Annotated in this window: 11 protein-coding genes; 6 read left to right on the plus strand and 5 right to left on the minus strand. The window is 72.5% G+C overall.

All coding sequences use genetic code 11. The annotated features are described in order from the left end of the window. Positions 1–32: 32 nt before the first annotated feature. Positions 33–2,444, minus strand: a complete 2,412-nt coding sequence (locus tag WME95_RS23900) for a right-handed parallel beta-helix repeat-containing protein (RefSeq protein ID WP_437910736.1) — start codon at positions 2,442–2,444, stop codon at positions 33–35. A gap of 1,100 nt (positions 2,445–3,544) precedes the next feature. Here WME95_RS23900 and WME95_RS23905 point away from each other — a divergent pair. Continuing rightward, entirely contained in the window at positions 3,545–4,450 is a 906-nt protein-coding gene (locus WME95_RS23905; protein WP_437910737.1) for a hypothetical protein, read from the plus strand. A gap of 212 nt (positions 4,451–4,662) precedes the next feature. Beyond that, positions 4,663–6,204 (plus strand): Glu/Leu/Phe/Val family dehydrogenase, encoded by a 1,542-nt coding sequence (locus WME95_RS23910; protein ID WP_437910738.1) that lies wholly within the window; start codon positions 4,663–4,665, stop codon positions 6,202–6,204. Positions 6,205–6,279: 75 nt separating this feature from the next. Here WME95_RS23910 and WME95_RS23915 read toward each other — a convergent pair whose 3' ends face one another. Beyond that, complete coding sequence (locus tag WME95_RS23915) at positions 6,280–8,268, minus strand: sigma 54-interacting transcriptional regulator (protein ID WP_437910739.1); 1,989 nt, start codon at positions 8,266–8,268, stop codon at positions 6,280–6,282. A 129-nt stretch (positions 8,269–8,397) separates the two neighbouring features. On the opposite strand from WME95_RS23915, the gene WME95_RS23920 reads away from it, so the two are divergent. Further along, positions 8,398–8,712, plus strand: coding sequence for an Mpo1-like protein (locus WME95_RS23920; protein ID WP_437555011.1), 315 nt, complete (start codon positions 8,398–8,400; stop codon positions 8,710–8,712). Between the two features lie 299 nt (positions 8,713–9,011). Continuing rightward, positions 9,012–9,872 (plus strand): SDR family NAD(P)-dependent oxidoreductase, encoded by an 861-nt coding sequence (locus tag WME95_RS23925; protein WP_437910740.1) that lies wholly within the window; start codon positions 9,012–9,014, stop codon positions 9,870–9,872. Between the two features lie 17 nt (positions 9,873–9,889). Here the strand turns inward: WME95_RS23925 and WME95_RS23930 are convergent, their stop codons facing one another. Next, positions 9,890–11,746 (minus strand): response regulator, encoded by a 1,857-nt coding sequence (locus WME95_RS23930; protein ID WP_437910741.1) that lies wholly within the window; start codon positions 11,744–11,746, stop codon positions 9,890–9,892. A 203-nt stretch (positions 11,747–11,949) separates the two neighbouring features. Next, positions 11,950–12,948, minus strand: coding sequence for a ferritin-like domain-containing protein (locus WME95_RS23935; RefSeq protein WP_437910742.1), 999 nt, complete (start codon positions 12,946–12,948; stop codon positions 11,950–11,952). 378 nt (positions 12,949–13,326) lie between these two features. On the opposite strand from WME95_RS23935, the gene WME95_RS23940 reads away from it, so the two are divergent. Continuing rightward, positions 13,327–14,886 (plus strand): HAD-IG family 5'-nucleotidase, encoded by a 1,560-nt coding sequence (locus WME95_RS23940; RefSeq protein ID WP_437555016.1) that lies wholly within the window; start codon positions 13,327–13,329, stop codon positions 14,884–14,886. Between the two features lie 49 nt (positions 14,887–14,935). Next, complete coding sequence (locus WME95_RS23945; protein ID WP_437555017.1) at positions 14,936–15,262, plus strand: hypothetical protein; 327 nt, start codon at positions 14,936–14,938, stop codon at positions 15,260–15,262. A 31-nt stretch (positions 15,263–15,293) separates the two neighbouring features. On the opposite strand, the gene WME95_RS23950 is transcribed toward WME95_RS23945, so the two are convergent. Next, positions 15,294–16,148 (minus strand): formylglycine-generating enzyme family protein, encoded by an 855-nt coding sequence (locus tag WME95_RS23950; protein WP_437910743.1) that lies wholly within the window; start codon positions 16,146–16,148, stop codon positions 15,294–15,296. Positions 16,149–16,189 lie beyond the last annotated feature (41 nt).

Genomic DNA, 16,189 nt, shown 5'->3' on the forward strand with positions numbered 1-16,189 from the left:
GCGCGGTCCAGACGAGCGGCCGCGAGCGCGTTTCATGGAAGCGGGGGAGCGGACGCTGGCACGCGGAGCTCGCTGCCGAAGAGCTCGTCGGCGGTGCAGCTGTCGAGGAACGCGCTCTCCTCACCCAGCTTCAGCTGAGGCTCGGGCGAGCCCTGCACGACCAGCCCGAAGCGGTTGTCCAGGGCGCGAACGCGGGAGAGGCGACCCGTGCTCCGGTCGTACAGGATGCCGGCGCGCGCACAGCCTTCCACCCGCACGTCATCGAGCGCGACGGTGGATCCGGCGAGCGCGAGGACGCCGTCGGCGACGAGCTCGTCGCGCCGCCTGCCCTGTGCGGCGCGGGGATCACCCGTCACCCCGTCGACGACCGTCTGCGAGATCTCCGCCTCCGAGCCGAACAGCACAACGCCGGCCGTGCGGCTCCCGCGGACGATGGACGAAGCGAGCCGGATCTCGTACCCCGCCGCAGCGACGCCGATGCCCGTGCTGTCGTCGTCGCCGCCGTCGTCGTCATCGTCGTCATCGTCGTCATCGTCGTCTGATTCGCCGCCCGAGGTGCCGTCGATCAGGTTCCCGATGATCTCGACCTTGCTGCCGAGGACCTCGGTGCCGGCGAAGACGCCGACGGAGCGGTTGCCGCTCACGACATTGCCCGCGAGCACGGCGGTGGCGCCTCTGTAGATGACGATCCCCTGCCCCACCGGCGCGCGGCGGTCCGGCGCGACATGCCCCTCGACGAGGTTGCCTGTCACGGTCGCCTCGGACCCGTCATATCCCACGAGCAGGCCGGTGCCCTCGTTGCTGCGAATGGCGTTCGACACGAGCGTCACCCGGCCCTCCGCCACGGTCAGCCCGGCGCCGTCCCCCCAGCTGCCTTCGGCGATGGTGCCTTCGATGAGGTTGCCGCCGGCGATCAGCTCGGCGGAAGAGTCGCCGACGTGAACCCCGGTGCCGCGGTTCCGGACGACCGCGCTGTCGTGGAGGCGCATCGCCGCGCCGCGGGCGACGGCGACCCCGAATCCGCCGAGCAACGACCCGGTCGGGGCCGCCACCGTGCCCTGCACCAGGCTCCGCGTCATCGTCGCCGCGCTGCCCTCGCCGATGACGGCGACGCCGATCTCCGTGTTGCCGAGGACCACGCTCGAGTCGATGGCGACGCGCGCTTGCCTCGCCGCATACACGCCGACGCCGTAAGGCGGGTCGGAGGTCCCGGGGCCCGTCCCCTCGACGAGCACGCCGGAGAGGGTCGCGGACGCGCTGGCCGCCACGAGGATCCCGGACAGCTGGTTTCCAACGACAGCCGTGCTCTCGATCGACGCCTCGGCGCCGTCCTGCACGACGATCCCCTGGCCGTCCGCCGGGTAGCGCCCAGAAGACACGGTTCCCTCGACGAGGCTGCCCACCACAGACGCCGTGGCGCCCGCCTGGAGCGCCGCCACGCCCGCCGCGCGGTTGCCCGTCACGGCGCTCTCCTTCACGAGGAGCGCGCCGCCGGCATCCGCAAAGGCGCCGATGCCGGTTCCTGCGCTGCCGTCGCGCGTCCCCTCGATCCAGCTCTGCGCGACCGAGAGGCGGGCGCCATCGCCCGACAGGACGCCGGCATGCATGGCGTCCTTGATGTGAACGCGCTCGAGCGTCACGGCGCTCGCGCCCGTCGCCACGACGCCGGCGCCGTCTCCGCCGATCTCGATCCCCCGGAGCGTCACCTCCCCTGCGTCGAGCACGGCCACGATCGCGGGAGGACGCACGGCCGAGCTGACCCCGCGGATCCGCACGCGCGAGGCGCACGGGCCGGCGATCTCGAGCGGCTTCGTGATGACGACCGGCTCGTCGTAGGTCCCCGCCGCGAGCGCGATCGTCCCGCCGTCGTCGACGAGCCCCAGCGCCGCCTCGATCGTGGTGACCGGCCTCGCCTCGGATCCGTCGCCGTCCGCGCCGGAGTAGCTCGGATCCACATAGACGTTCCCGGACACGCGCGGGACGCTCCCCCACGGCCCGCGCCCGCAGCCGGCGGGGCCGTCGACCGGCACACACCCCGCTTCCGGCGTCGCGAACGTGCCTGTCGGGCACCTCGCCATGGCCGGCCTGCAGAGCCCGTCGTCGCCCGCGAGCTCCGGAGCGCAACGGGGGATGCCAGCGGGAATACAGCCCTCATCGAACTTCGGGATCGTCCCCGCAGGGCACTTCTCCATCGATGGATGGCAGAGCCCGTCGTCCTCCACGAAGAGCTCGGCGCACCCCTGGATGCCCACCGGCATGCACGCGTCCGCGGGGCCGAGGACGTGCCCAGGCGCGCAGCTCGGCGCGCGCGGCGCGACGCCCTCGCATACGAGCGGGGCGCCGGAGCTCCCCGAGGCGTCGCTGCACGCCGCGACGAGCGGCAAGAGGGCCGCGATGCAGGCGGCCAGGCAAGATGAACCCGCGCGCGTCGCGCAGAAGCGCATGCAATCCCCTCCTTGGAAAGCGCTGCCTCGCGCGCCGCGGGCTCCCGCTCCTCGGGCGAACAGCTCTCCAGAGCTCCCGCAGCAGCGCGGAGACCGCGCGTAGCCTCCATGAACAGGCGCTCCGAGCGCCCGAGATCGTCGAGGAGCCCGCGCCAGGGTGACGAGGACGCCGCCTGTGCGCCTGTGCGCCTGTGCGGCGCTGCGCGAGCTCCTTTAGCGTAATGAATCCTACAACGGGAGATGCGCTCCTGCCAGGCAAAGGAGCCGTGATCGCGCCGACTTTCCCTTCGCTGCAGCGCCACGGACGGCTGCGCCGCGCCGGGTCTCCCGGGCGTGGGCGCGCGAACCTCGCTGACAACGAGGCTCGCGCGCGGCCGAGCGTGTGGGTCAGACGTCTTCTGTCAACCACGTTGAACCGGGCGAACGCGGCGCGGGGACGCCCCGCGCAGGCGGCCGCTCCCGCTGCATCGCGAGCCCGCCGTCCGCGGCTGAAGCCGGCGGCCGCGCCGTCGTTCCGGACGACGGGGTGACGCGCGGCGCGGCGCAGAGCGCGGCACACTCACGCGACGACGGCGAGGTTGCCGCAGGAGGAGCGCCGCACAGGGCCCTTGTCGGCCCAAGTGGGCTGCGCACGGCGTGACCAGATGGCCGCAAGCGATGAGAACATCGCCGCCGACGAGCGCAGATGTCGAGTCGCTGCAGCCCCTGATTGCGGGGATCCACCAGGTCTTCGGAAATGCGGCTTGCCGAGCGCGATAAAGCCGCAAGTCGGGTCGTCCTCCCCCGTCTCATGCCGTCCCGCCGCGCGCGACGCGCGGGGGGCGCCCTGCGATGGACGTCGACATTTGCCTTTCTCCAGCGCTCGAAAGGCTCCCACATCGGCGCTGCGAGGCGGCGCCGGCGCGCGCCGGCGCGGCGGCTCCCCGGCGCGATGAAACGGGGCAGAACGCTCACCCGGCGCGGATTCAGACAATGCACTTTCGCCGTCGCCGACGCGGCAGGCTCTGCACACGAGGAGTCAGGCACGCAGCCTGCTCTCCACGCCGTTCAACATGCCGGCGCGGGCCCGAGGGCCGTAGCAGGGCATGGAAGGAGGACGGATGGTTCGCTCAATCGATATGAAGATGGCGCACGCGGCGATGCTCTTTTCTGTGTTGATGACCGGGTGCGCAGTCGACGCGGTGGCTCCGCAAGAGGCCGAGTTGGACCAGGCTGACGTCGACGTGGCGTCGAGTGAGCAGGCGTTGGAGGACGAGGAAGCGACGGACGAGGAGACGCGGGGCGGCGGCCTGATCGGCGCGCCCGGGGCGCCGGGCAAGACCGATATCGGCCAGGGCCCCTTCAAGGGCGGCCTCGGCGGCCCCGGTGGCCCGCTCCAGGGCCCCGGCGGCGTCGGACAGGGCCCCTTCAAGGGTGGCCTCGGCGGCCCCGGTGGCCCGCTCCAGGGCCCCGGCGACATCGGACAGGGCCCCATCAAGGGCGGCATCGGCGGCCCCGGTGGCCCGCTCCAGGGCCCCGGCGGCGTCGGACAGGGCCCCTTCAAGGGCGGCATCGGCGGCCCCGGTGGCCCGCTCCAGGGCCCCGGCGACATCGGACAGGGCCCCATCAAGGGCGGCGGCCCGCTCCAGGGCCCCGGCGGCGTCGGACAGGGTCCCATCAAGGGCGGCATCGGCGGCCCCGGTGGCCCGCTCCAGGGCCCCGGTGGCCCGCTCCAGGGCCCCGGCGACATCGGACAGGGCCCCATCAAGGGCGGCGGCCCGCTCCAGGGCCCCGGCGGCCCCGTCGGCCAGGTCGGGCAGATGCCCGGCGGCCCGGTCGGGCAGATGGGCGGGATCCCCGGCCTCGGCGGCTTGCCGGGCATGGGCGGCTTCGGGTGGCCGCTCGGCATGGGCGGCTATCCGTACGGCGGCTTCGGCTTCCCCGGCGGGTTCGGCGTGCCGCTCGGCGGCTTCGGCGGCGCTGGGTGCTGCGGCGGGGGTGGTTTCCCTGGATCGCTCTTTCCCTGACGTCGTTCCCCGGGCGCGACGGCCACGCTGCCGCCGCGCGCCGTGGTGAATCGGTACGAGGGTCCGCCCGAACCTGCGGGGAGAGTCACCCGAGCTCTCCGCGAGGCGGGCGGCCCGTCCGTCGACCGGCCTCTGGAGAGCGGCCGCCCTCGTCGAGCGCGGGGCCCGCGAAACGTTGGACCCCCGCCGCGCGGTCGAGGCAGCATACGGCGATGGAAGACGCCCCCCTCCTAGAGCGCGAGCCGGAGACCAACATCTTCGGCGAATCCATGGTGGTGTTTCACACCGCCGCGGACCTCATCGGCCTGGCTCCCCGCATCCGGCTGGAGCTCGAGCAGCCCGACTACGAGCACATCTTCTACATCACCACGCAGCTCCAGGACCGCCTCGTCCCCTTCCGCGGAGAGGCGGCCGCGGCCTACGAGCGGCTCCCTGCGTCGGTGATCCCGAACCGGGCCGCGATCACCCCGCTCTTCAACGGCAAGCTCATCCTCCGCCCCGAGGCGCTCCGGAGCGGCTCGATCCACGTGCAGGACGGGACGATCCGCCTCGCCGATCAGGGCCTTTACCGCATCCAGCCCGGCGCGTTCGTGCGCTTCAAGGCCTATCGGGTCCAGCACAACCAGGCGCGAGGGCCTTACAAGGGCGGGCTGCGCTTCCACAAGGCCGTGTCGCTCGACCTGTTCAACGCGCTCGCCGCCGAGATGACCTGGAAGACGGCCATCGCCGATGTCCCGTTCGGCGGCGGCAAGGGGGGTATTCGCATGGACCCGCGCGAGCACAGCAAGGAGGAGCTCGAGGCGATCTCGCTCCGGTACATGTACCGGCTGAAGCAGCTCATCGGGCCCAACGTGGACATCCCCGCGCCGGACGTGGGCACGAACGCCGAGGTGATGGCGTGGCTCCTGCGCCAGTACAGCGACGGCGAGCGCGAGCGGGTGAACCACCGCGGCGTCGTCACGGGCAAGGACGTGCGCATCGGCGGCTCCGAGGGGCGCGTCAAGGCGACCGGGCAGGGGCTCGCGTACTGCATCGAGGAGTGGTACGCGCAGCGCGGCGCCCCCCTCGCGGGGGCGCGCTTCATCGTGCAGGGCTTCGGCAACGTCGGCTCCGCCGCCGCCGAGATCCTGTGCCGGATGGGCGCGCGGTGCGTGGCCGTGCAGGACGCCGACGGCGCGATCTACGACCCGAACGGCGTCGACGTCGGCGCGCTGATGGCGCACGTCAACGAGAACCCGCAGAACCTCCGGCGGTCGGTCGCCGGCTACAGCGGCGCCCAGGCGATCGCGAGGGACGATTTCTGGAGCGTGGACGCGGACATCTGCATCCCGGCCGCGCTCGGCGACGCCATCACCGGCGAGGTGGCCGAGCGGCTGAAGGCGAAGCTCGTGGCCGAGGGCGCCAACCGCCCGACCACGACCGAGGGCGACAAGGTGCTCGCGGAGCGCGGCATCAGCGTCATCCCCGACATCATCGGCAACGCGGGCGGCGTGACCGTCTCCTATTACGAGTGGATCCAGAACAAGCGCATGGAGCACTGGACCGAGGGCGAGGTGAACGCGCGGCTGGAGCGCGCCATCAAGAGCAACTACCGCCTGATCTGCGACATCGCGGAGGACCGGCCGCGCCGCTCGGAAGATCACGACTCGACCGGGCTCGCCGTGGGCAAGCGCCTGCCGATGCGGCTCGCCGCGATGGTGCTCGCGCTCAAGCGGATCGAGGCGCACTACATGCTGGAAGGGTTCTCTCAGTGATCTCGGCAAAACGACGAGCGCGGCGCCGGAGTCCGGCCGTCCCTCTGGCCGGGTTCCGGGCGGGCGGCGGCGGACCTAGCGAGCGACGCCGTACCCGAGCTTCTTGATGCCGTAGACCTTGATCTTGTGCTGGAGCGTTCGCAGCGGCAGCTCGAGGCGACGCGCCGCCTCCGTCTGGTTCCAGTCGGACGCGCGCAGCGCCTCGAGCAGGAGCTCGGCCTCGATCTGCTCCAGGCGCGTCTTGAGGCCGACCGCGGGGGCCGCCCCCTGCCCCGGATCGGACGCGCGCGGGGGGAGCGGCTCGGACGGGCGCGAGGGCAGCGGCTCGGACGCGCGCAGGGAGAGGGCCGGCGCGACGCCGGGCTCGGACGAGCGCGAGACGTCGACGGCGCGAGAGGGCGTGGGCGGCGAGCTGGGAGAGGTCACCGCCAGGCGGATGCGCTCCGGGAGATCGCGCGCCATGATCGCGTCGCCCTCCGCGATCACCACGGCCCGCTCGATCGCGTTCCGGAGCTCACGCACGTTGCCTGGCCACGAGTAGCACTTCAGGAGGGCCAGCGCCTCGGGCGCGAGCGACTGGACCCTGCTGAGGTTCGCCGAGTTCGCCTGCGCCAGGAAGCCCGCCGCGAGCGTCGCGATGTCGTCGCGGCGCGCGCGGAGCGGCGGGATGTTCAGCGTCATCGCGTTCAGCCGGTAGAGCAGATCGAGCCGGAACGTGCCCGCGTCGCACATGGCGTCGAGGTCGCGGTGCGTCGCCGCGATCACGCGGACGTCGACCTCCAGCTCCTTGGTCGCGCCGACGCGCGTCACCCGCTTGGTCTCGAGCACGCGCAGGAGCGCGGCCTGCGCTGCCGCGGGCAGCTCGCCGATCTCGTCGAGCAGGACCGTGCCGCCCGCGGCCGCCTCGAACACGCCCTTGTGCTGCTGGCTCGCCCCGGTGAAGGCGCCGCGCTCGTGGCCGAACAGGGTGCTCTCGACCAGCAGCGCCGGGATCGCCCCGCAATTCACGCAGATGAGCGGCTCGCCGCGGCGCGGGCTGCCGTCGTGGATGAACCTCGCGAGCACCTCTTTGCCCGTCCCGGTCTCGCCGCGCAGGAGCACGGGGATGGAGGAGCGCGCGGCCCGCAGCGCCACCTCGACGAGCGATCGCATGAGCGGGCTCTTGGTCGCGAGGAGGTGGCCGTCGGCCTCCCACTGGCTCTCCGGCGGCGCGCCCGGCGGGCCCGCCTCGTCGGGCGGCCGGGTGCTGTCGACCTTCGGCGTGACGTAGACCAGCGCGCCCTCCGGGGACGCGAGGCGCACGGGCTCGGCGGGGGTGGCGCTCCGCGACGCCTCGTGGCTGACCTCGATGAGCTTGTCGATGGACGTCGCGGCGTCGGGGGACACGGCGACCCCCGCGACCAGCAAGGGCTCGCCCTCGCGGCGCGCGACGATCGCCTTCGCGAGCTCCTCGGCGAGCTCGGGGGTGACCTCGGGGAGCAGGATCTCGAGGGTGTCGGCGCTGTAGAAGGCGACGCGATCGACGGGCCTCAGCGCCTCGCGCACGCGGAGCCCCCAGTGGCGGAGGTGGCTCGCCTGCGCGCCGAGCGAGCGGACCACGACGAGCGCGAACTTGCGGCCGAAGAACCTGGACCGCACGATCTCGGCCTGGAGCGCGAAGCGGAGCGCGTCGGAGCCCTCCAGGCCGAACGGGGGCATCTCGCCCCCGGAGAGCACATGGACCGACGCGACGATGCCGCCGAGCAGCACCTCGTCCCCGGCCTTGACCACGCCGCTCTCGACCCGCTGCCCTGAAATGCGCGTCCCGTTGCGCGAGCCGAGGTCCTCCACCACGACCTCGCCGCCCACGAGCGTGAAGCGCGCGTGCCGCCGCGAGATGCTCCTGTCCCGGATCACCACGTCGGCCGGGGCCTCCCTGCCGACGACGACGCCGACGCCGGGGCTCATCGGGGCCATCTCGACGCCGTCATGATGATAGACGAGCAGGAGCACACGCCGCTTCTCCGAGCGCGCGTCCTGGAGGAGCTCCCCTGTCTTGATGGACAGCGGCGCGGTCGTCGCCATGGGGCCGGTCCTGTAACCGCTCACACTGCCCAACTACGCCTCATTCCTCCCAACGGCAACCGGGAAGCGGCGGCGCCCCCGGTCTTCGACGAAAGCGCGCGCGGGGCGTCCGCATGGTAAGGAGGTCGGATGCTGCGTCTCAACGCCGAATGGACACAGGTGCTCCGCCGGTACAAGGAAGACCACCAGGATCCACGCAACCAGGCGTGTCACCAGGTCGGCATACCGCTCATCGTCGCGAGCTTCCCCGTGGGCGCGACGCTCATCGGCCTCCCGCTCGCGGCCGCGATGTTCGCGACCGGCTGGGGCTTCCAGTTCGCGGGCCACTGCTTCGAGGGGAAGAAGCCGTCGTTCGTGGACGACAAGCGGAGCCTGATCATCGGCGTGCTCTGGTGTCTCGAGAAGTACGGCCTGCGCGTCTTCGAGGAGACGCCCGCCCCCTGACGCTCCTCGCCAGGCGCTTCCCGGGCGCCGTCCACGGGCACGGCTGTGACGCGGACAGATCGGCTTCCTGCATCAGAAAACCTGGAACATGGTTTTCTTTGCCACTGTGCTGCATTGCGCAAAGCTTTCTTGACGTGATGCACGCATGGTCGTACCTGTGTCGCGGGCGGGGGCGATGACTCTTCCTATTCCGGGTCCTCGGCAGGCACCGCGCCCGCCGGCGCATCGACGTCCGTCCGCCGTGCCTCTGTCCCGACGAGCTCCCGGAGCTTCGGGACCGGCCCGCCGCAGGCGATGAGATGGACGAGGACGAGGAGACGGGGATGGGGAGTGCGGGGAGCATGAGGGGGAAGGTCGCCGTGATCACGGGGGGCACCTCGGGGATCGGGCTCGCGACGGCATCCGCGCTGGCGCGGCAGGGCGCCCGGGTGACCGTGCTCTGTCGCCGTACCGGCTCCGACGGCGCGAGGAAGCTCGCCGCGCTGAAGGTGCTCGGCGAGGTCAACCTCGTCGAGTGTGACCTCGGCCGGCTCGCGTCCGTGCGCGCGGCGGCCCGCCAGGTGGCCGACCGGTGCGGGGTCGTTCACCTGCTCGTGAACAACGCGGGCGTGTTCCTGCGCGAACGCGCGGAGTCGGCCGACGGCCTCGAGATGACGTTCCAGGTGAACTACCTGTCGCATTTCCTGCTGTCGAACCTGCTGCTCGACCGGCTCAAGGCCGCGCGCGACGCGCGCGTGGTCAACATGGTCGCGCCGGTGGACAGCATCCGGCTCGACTTCGATGATCTCATGTCGAAGCGCTCGTATTCGTTCCTCTCCGCCTCCGCGCGGTCGAAGCTCGCGCTCGTGCTCGCGGCGCGCCGCCTCGCGGAGAGGCTCTCGGGCACAGGAGCCCAGGTGCTCTGCTACTACCCTGGCCTCGTGCGCTCAGGGCTGTTCGAGGGGACCTCGCGCGTCCTCAAGGCGCTGATCGACGTCGTGGGCGCGACGCCGGCGCAGGCGGCCGCGAACCTCCTCGCGATCCTGGCCGAGACGGCGCCCGCCGGGAGCCCCGCCTTCTTCGAGCGGACCAGGGCGAGGCCTCTCAAGGGAATGGCGACCGACGCAGAGGCGGCCTCGCGGCTCTGGGAGATGAGCTCGAGGCTCGTCGGCTTCACCTGAACGGAAGGGCCCCCGGCTCACCGGAACCCCCGCTTCTTGAGCTCCGCGGCGAGCGACGACTGCACGCGCTCGACCTCCCGGCCGATGGCCCGCACCGCCTCCGTCGCGCTCTCGAGCGTCCCCGCGCGCGCCTCGCGATCGAGCCGGGCGCAGAGCTCCTTCAAGCTCGAGGCCGCGAGCGCGTCGGCGCTCTCGTAGAGCGCCCAGGCGAGCCGCTCGAGCTCGCCGAGCGCGCCCTGCGCCGCGGCCTCGCGCATCGAGGCCACCCGGGTCGGGGCCTCCGTGAGGAAGAGCTCGATCACCTCGGTGACGACGTCGGGCTCGACGGCGCGCAGCCCGCCCCGCGGCCGCGAGGAGGCGGGCTGGCCGCGCCTCGACGTCGACGGGGGCGAGGGCGTGACCAGGGTCGGCGGAGCGAGCTCCACGCTCGGCGGCGCGCCGTCGGGGTGGGCGGCCTCGTACGCGCCGGACCGCGACGCCGCGCCGGGAGGCCGCCGCCCGCGGTCCGCCTCGTCCTGCCTCGGCGGCTTCGATGAGGCCGTCGCCCGCGCCGACTTCGGCGGGTGCGCGCGCGCCCCGGCGGACATGTGCTCCGGCGGCAGCCCTGCGAGCAGCCGCAGGCTCGAGTGCAGCTGCGCGCGCCGGATCGGCTTGATGAGCACGGAGTCGACCTCGGCGCGGCTGGGCGCCTCCCGGCCGGCGTAGGTCATGAGGCCGACGCGAACGGGCGCGATCGCCCGGTCCGCCTTGATGCGCTGGAGCAGCATCAGGCCGTCGAGATCGGCCAGCTCGAGGTCGATCAGCACCATGTCGTAGGCGGCGCCGGCGTCCGCCGCCTCGCGCAGCGCGGCCAGGGCGGCGGCGCCGCTGCCCGAGGTGCGGCACGCGAGCCCGAGCTCCTCGCTCAGCTTTCGCACCACCTGACGCACCGAGCCGCTGTCGTCGACAACGAGCACCCGCTTCCCGGGCAGGTCGATGCGCGGGATGAGCGCGCGCTCCGCGCCGCGCGCGCGCCGCTCGAACGGCAGCGCGAACGAGATCCCATGCCGGCGCGCGTCGATGTCCGCGGGCTCGCAGAGCTCGCCGCCCATCGCGACGACCAGGCGCTTCGCGACGGCCATGCCGGACGCCACGCCGAGGTCTCGCCCGGACGCGAGCCGCGCTCCCCCGCCCGGCGCGCCCGCCGCCCCCAGCGCCGCCGCGCCGTCCGCCCGCCCTGCGCCCGCTAGGCGCACATCGAAGCGCACCCGCGCGCGCGCTCGCTCGGGCGCACCGTCGAGCCTGCCTTTCGCCTCGTCGTTGCGGGCCGCGTCCAGCGCGGCGCGCACCAGCACCTCGCCTCGGGGCGCCGCGCCGATCGCGGTCGCCACGACGTTCAGCAGGATCTGCCGCAGCCGCGCGGCGTCGCCGCGCACCGCCGCCGGCACGTCCGGCTCGACGTCGAGCACGAGCTCGGTCCCCTCGTCATGAGCGCGATCGCCGAGCAGCTCCGCGGCGTCCTCGATCGCCCGGCGCAGATCGAAGTCGGCGTGATCGACGGGCAGCCCGCGGCCGTCCGGCTGGCCGAGCGAGATGAGATCGTCGACCATCGAGAGCACCGCGTCGCCGCTGCTCCGGATGCGCCGCGCCCAGGCGCGCTGCTCCGGGTCGAGCTCGCTGTCGAGCAAGAGGCTGCTGAACCCGACGATCCCGCCGAGCAACGTCCGGATCTCGTGCCGCATCTGCGCGACCGCGCTCGCCTCCCCCTCCTCATGGGCGAGCGCCCATGGCCGCGCGGCCGGCTCCTGCGGCGCGAGCGCGCGCTCCGCGGACTCGCTGCTCCTCGTGCCGGGGCTGCTCTCTGGACCGCTCCGGCGCTGCTCTTTGCCTGCCATCGACGCCCCGCCACGCCTCGGTCGCCCGCCCCACGCAGGCCCCACGACGCCGGAGCTTCAAGTGTACTGCTTACAATGCCCCGGAGAGAAGCTCGCCGTGCGCGCCGCGACGACCGCGCCGCGCCGTGCGCGCGCCATTTGCGCGTGCTTTACACGCCTTTTAGGCGGCTTTTACATGCCTTTTACGCGCCATTCACGCGATGTCAGCGTCCGTCAGCTCCCGCGCCCCGCGCCGCGGCAAGGGCGCTCGGCGGCGTCTCCCACGGTTCGCGAGGCCCATCGGGGTGACGCGCGTCCCCGAGCGCCGTCACGACGACGCGCTCGCGATCGACCGCCGCTTCTGCCGAGAGCACGCTGACGGCCGACGGGTCCTCGGACGACGCGAGCGCGCGCCGGCTGTGCCCGAACAGGCGCAGGAGCAGCTCCGGCGGGGCGAAGTCGAGATCGCTCTCGTGGACGAAGAGCCGCCCGAGGTGCTCGGCGTAGGCGCTGGCGAGCACCTGGAAAGGGATCCTGTCGAAGGCGAGCGCGCGCCGGCGGCTCGCGGCCGCCGACCCGAGCAGCGCCGCGAAGAGGGTCGTATAGATGGCGCGGAGCCTGATCCGCATCGAGGCCGGGCTGCGCTTCAGGGCCTCGCGCAGGAAGTGGACGTTGAGCGGGACGTGGAACGACTCGTCGCGCGTCAGGATCGTCAGCATCTGGCGCACCGCCGGGTACCGGGCTTCCCGCAGCGCGAGGCGGTAGGTCGTCGAGCCGATGGTCTCGAACATGAGGTTCGTGAGCACGATCGTCTCCACCCGCTTCGCGCGGCCGTACAGGCGATAAAAGGTGCCGGTGACGCGGCCCATGGGCCGGACCTCGCCGCCGATGTACGCGAGGAACTTCGTGAGCAGCTCGCGGTGCCACCCCTCCTCGTCGCCGTAGAGCCGCAGGCACTCGCCGAGCTCGGGGTCCCAGACGCTCACCTCGTCGGCCAGCGCATGCGCCTGCATGAGGCCGGACTCCTCGGCGCGGAACGCGGCGTTGAAGAAGGCGATCGCGGCCTGGCGCTCTCCCTCGCTCTCCCACGGGATCGGCCGGGAGAGGTCGAGCTCTTCCTCGTACATCCGCTCCGCGCGGCGGCGCAGCATGCTGAGCCACCACGAGGTGGCGCGCTGGACGGGGGGCTTGCGGGAGATCGGCTGGGACGCTGCAAGAAGCATCGGGCAAGGACCCCGTCGATGACGGATGAGGAGCCGTCTCCTCGATCGCGCACGACGGGACGGGCGGCACCATAGCGCAGTTGTTCGGCGCGGCGCAGCCGGGAGCGCGGCGCGCCCGGGCGCGCCGCGGGCGGAAGGCTGCTCGGGCGCGACGGATCCCTGCGCGGTCGATCGACGGGCCGATGGACGGCGACGGGCGGCGCCGGGCGGACGACCCGGGGGGCAGGGGCATGGCGCTCGGGGGTCACACGCACGCCGTGCGACCGTACGCGACGCTACGCAGCGCCGCGCGAGACCCCCGCGCAGGCCGAGGCGCGCGTTCGTCGCCGTGGCGCGCTTTGTACGCCCCTCCGGGTGGGATACCATAGTCGACCCACTGTGTTCTTCGAGCAGCTCGAGCTCCCCCTCGGAGGGCTCTATCCCCAGACCGAGCCCACGCGCATCCCACGGACCCGGCGCGTCTTCGTCAACCGCAACCTCAAGCTGGCGGGGATCGACTGGGTCGGCTTCGACATGGACTACACCCTGGCGATCTACAACCAGACCGAGATGGACAACCTCTCGATCCAGGGGACCGTCACGAAGCTCGCCGCGCGAGGCTACCCCGAGGAGCTCCTGCGGCGCCTCCGCTATCCGATCCACTTCCCGATCCGCGGCTTGCTGATCGACAAGCGCTTCGGCCACGTGCTCAAGATGGACCGGTTCAAGGTGGTCCAGCGCGGGTACCACGGCCTCCGGGAGCTCACGAAGGACGAGCTCCGGTCGCTCTACCAGCACCGCAAGATCCGGCCGAACACCGCCCGCTACCACTGGATCGACACGCTCTACGCGCTGAGCGAGGCCACGCTCTACGCCGGCATCGTCGACGCCCTCGAGGAGCGCGGCGTCGCGCTCGACTACGCGCGGCTGTTCACCGACATCCGCGAGTGCATCGACGAGGCGCACCGGGACGGCACCATCCTCGACGTCGTCCTGTCCGACCTGCCGCGCTTCGTCGAGCGCGACCCGAACCTGGCGCAGACGCTCCACAAGTTCCGCTCGGCGGGCAAGAAGCTCTTCTTGCTCACGAACTCGCGCTGGCCGTTCACCGAGAAGATGATGACGTACCTGCTCGGGGACGCGATGCCGGAGTACCCGAGCTTCCGGCACTACTTCGACGTCATCGTCGTCGCCGCGCAGAAGCCGGCGTTCTTCCAGGAGCGCCGCCCGCTCCTCATCCGCGACGGCGCCGAGCCCCGCCCCGCCACGGCCCCGCTCGAGCGCGGCGCCATCTACGAGGGCGGCAACCTCAACGACTTCGAGAAGTTCCTGAACATCTCCGGCGACCGGGTCCTCTACGTCGGCGATCACATCTACGGCGACATCCTCCGCTCCAAGAAGGAGAGCGCGTGGCGCACGGCGATGATCATCCAGGAGATGGAGGCGGAGGTCGCCGCCCACGAGTCGTGCCGGCGCGAGCACATGGAGAGCGCCCTGCTCGAGGGGCGCCGCGAGGAGCTCGAGGACCAGCTGCGCTTCTACCAGCAGCGCTACAAGGATCTGACCCGCAAGATCGAAGAGGAGCAGCAGAAGAAGAACGGCGCGACCAACGGGGGCGGAGCGACGCTGCTCGCGGAGGCGAACGGCGAGCACGTCCAGATCGACTACGCGACATCGTTCTACGAGGCCGAGCGGGGCCGCACCAAGCGCGCGGTCGAGCGCATCCGCGGCCAGCTCCGGGCCGTCGACGCGGAGGTCGGCAAGCTGGAGCGCGAGATCGCCCGCCGCTTCCACCCCTACTGGGGCTCGCTGCTCAAGGAGGCGAACGAGACGTCCAGCTTCGGCGATCAGGTCGAGGAGTACGCCTGCATCTACACGTCGCGCGTCTCGAACCTGCTCGCCTACTCGCCGCTGCAGTACTACCGGAGCCCGCGCGACCTGATGCCGCACGAGCTCTGATCGCCGAGGCCTCCGCGCCGGTGCGCGGGCGCCGCATGAGGAGATCGCCATGAGCATCGCCCGCCCCCGCCCGCTGTTCGTCGCGCTCGTCGCCCCCGCCCTCTTCGTCGCCGGCTCCGCCGGCTGCGGCAAGCGGGCCTGCTTTCACTGGACCGAGCTCGAAGGGGCGTGCCCGTCGAGCGGCGAGGCGCGCGTGTTCTTCGAGAACCCAGGCTGCGTGAGCTCCATCGAGTCCATCGACAGCGAGGGGGATTTCGACGGCGAGCTCTGCTGTTACGACGTCACCACGGTCGACACCGGCGACGAGGAGTGCACGACGGTGCAGGGGCCCATGTCCGGCAGCGCCGGCGGCGGACGCCCCCCCATCCCCAAGTAGCCTGGGGGCGCGGCGCGCGGCCTGCGCCGCATCACTTGCAGCAGCGGAAGCCGGTCGAGTAGTCGTGGTACCCGCGCGAGTGCGCGGTGGTCTTGTACTCGCAGCCGTCGCCGTGCTTGGCGCTGTCGAGGTAGTAGCCGCCGCGGAAGGTGCCGCGCGGCGCGCTCGTCCACTCGTGCAGGTTGCCCACCATGTCGTGGACGCCGAAGCTGCTCTTGCAGCGGCGGAACGCGCCCGAGGACGCCAGCGTGCCCGGGAGCTGGTTCAGGCGGGCGTCGTTCATGTTGGCCCACGTGAACGCCGACTGCGGGGCCTCGCCCCCCTGGCCGAAGTAGCGGTTGAACGACGAGACGCCGCTGTCGTTGCAGGCGCCGCGCTCCCGCTCGCGTCCGTAAGGGAACACCGTGGCGCGCTTGCCTCTGCACGCGGTGACCCACTCGTCGTCCGTGCAGAGTCGCTTGCCGGCGCTCTGGCAGGCCGCCTCGGCCTGATCCCGGCTGATGTACGCCTGCGGCTTCACGCCGCGCCGGCTCACCGCCTTCACCTTCAGCTTGCCGACCGGCTCGAACGGCGAGTGCCGGCGCTTCCCGCCGCCGGAGAGCAGCTCGACGGTGCTCGCCTCGAAGCGATCGATGCAGAACGTCCCACGCACCGAGGCCATCCCCGCGGGGCACGCGGCGCGCGCGGCGGCGGCCGTCCTGGGGCTCGGTAGCCCGAGGGCCGCGAGGCCGAGCGCCGCGACGCCCGCGGCGAAGACCGGCGAGCGCGCGAGGGACAGGGCGGGCCGGCGCGCGAGGGGGTGAGACGGGAAAGGGGGTCGCATCGCGGAGAGGCCCAGGCCCGGGGCGAGCTCCTGGCCATAGCCGATCCCCGGCGCGGCGGGCAAATCGCCGCAGCTGGCGGAGACGGGCCCGGACGCGCGCGCTG

It is taken from the genome of Sorangium sp. So ce327 (assembly GCF_051530205.1).
GTDB lineage: Bacteria > Myxococcota_A > Polyangia > Polyangiales > Polyangiaceae > Sorangium > Sorangium cellulosum_B.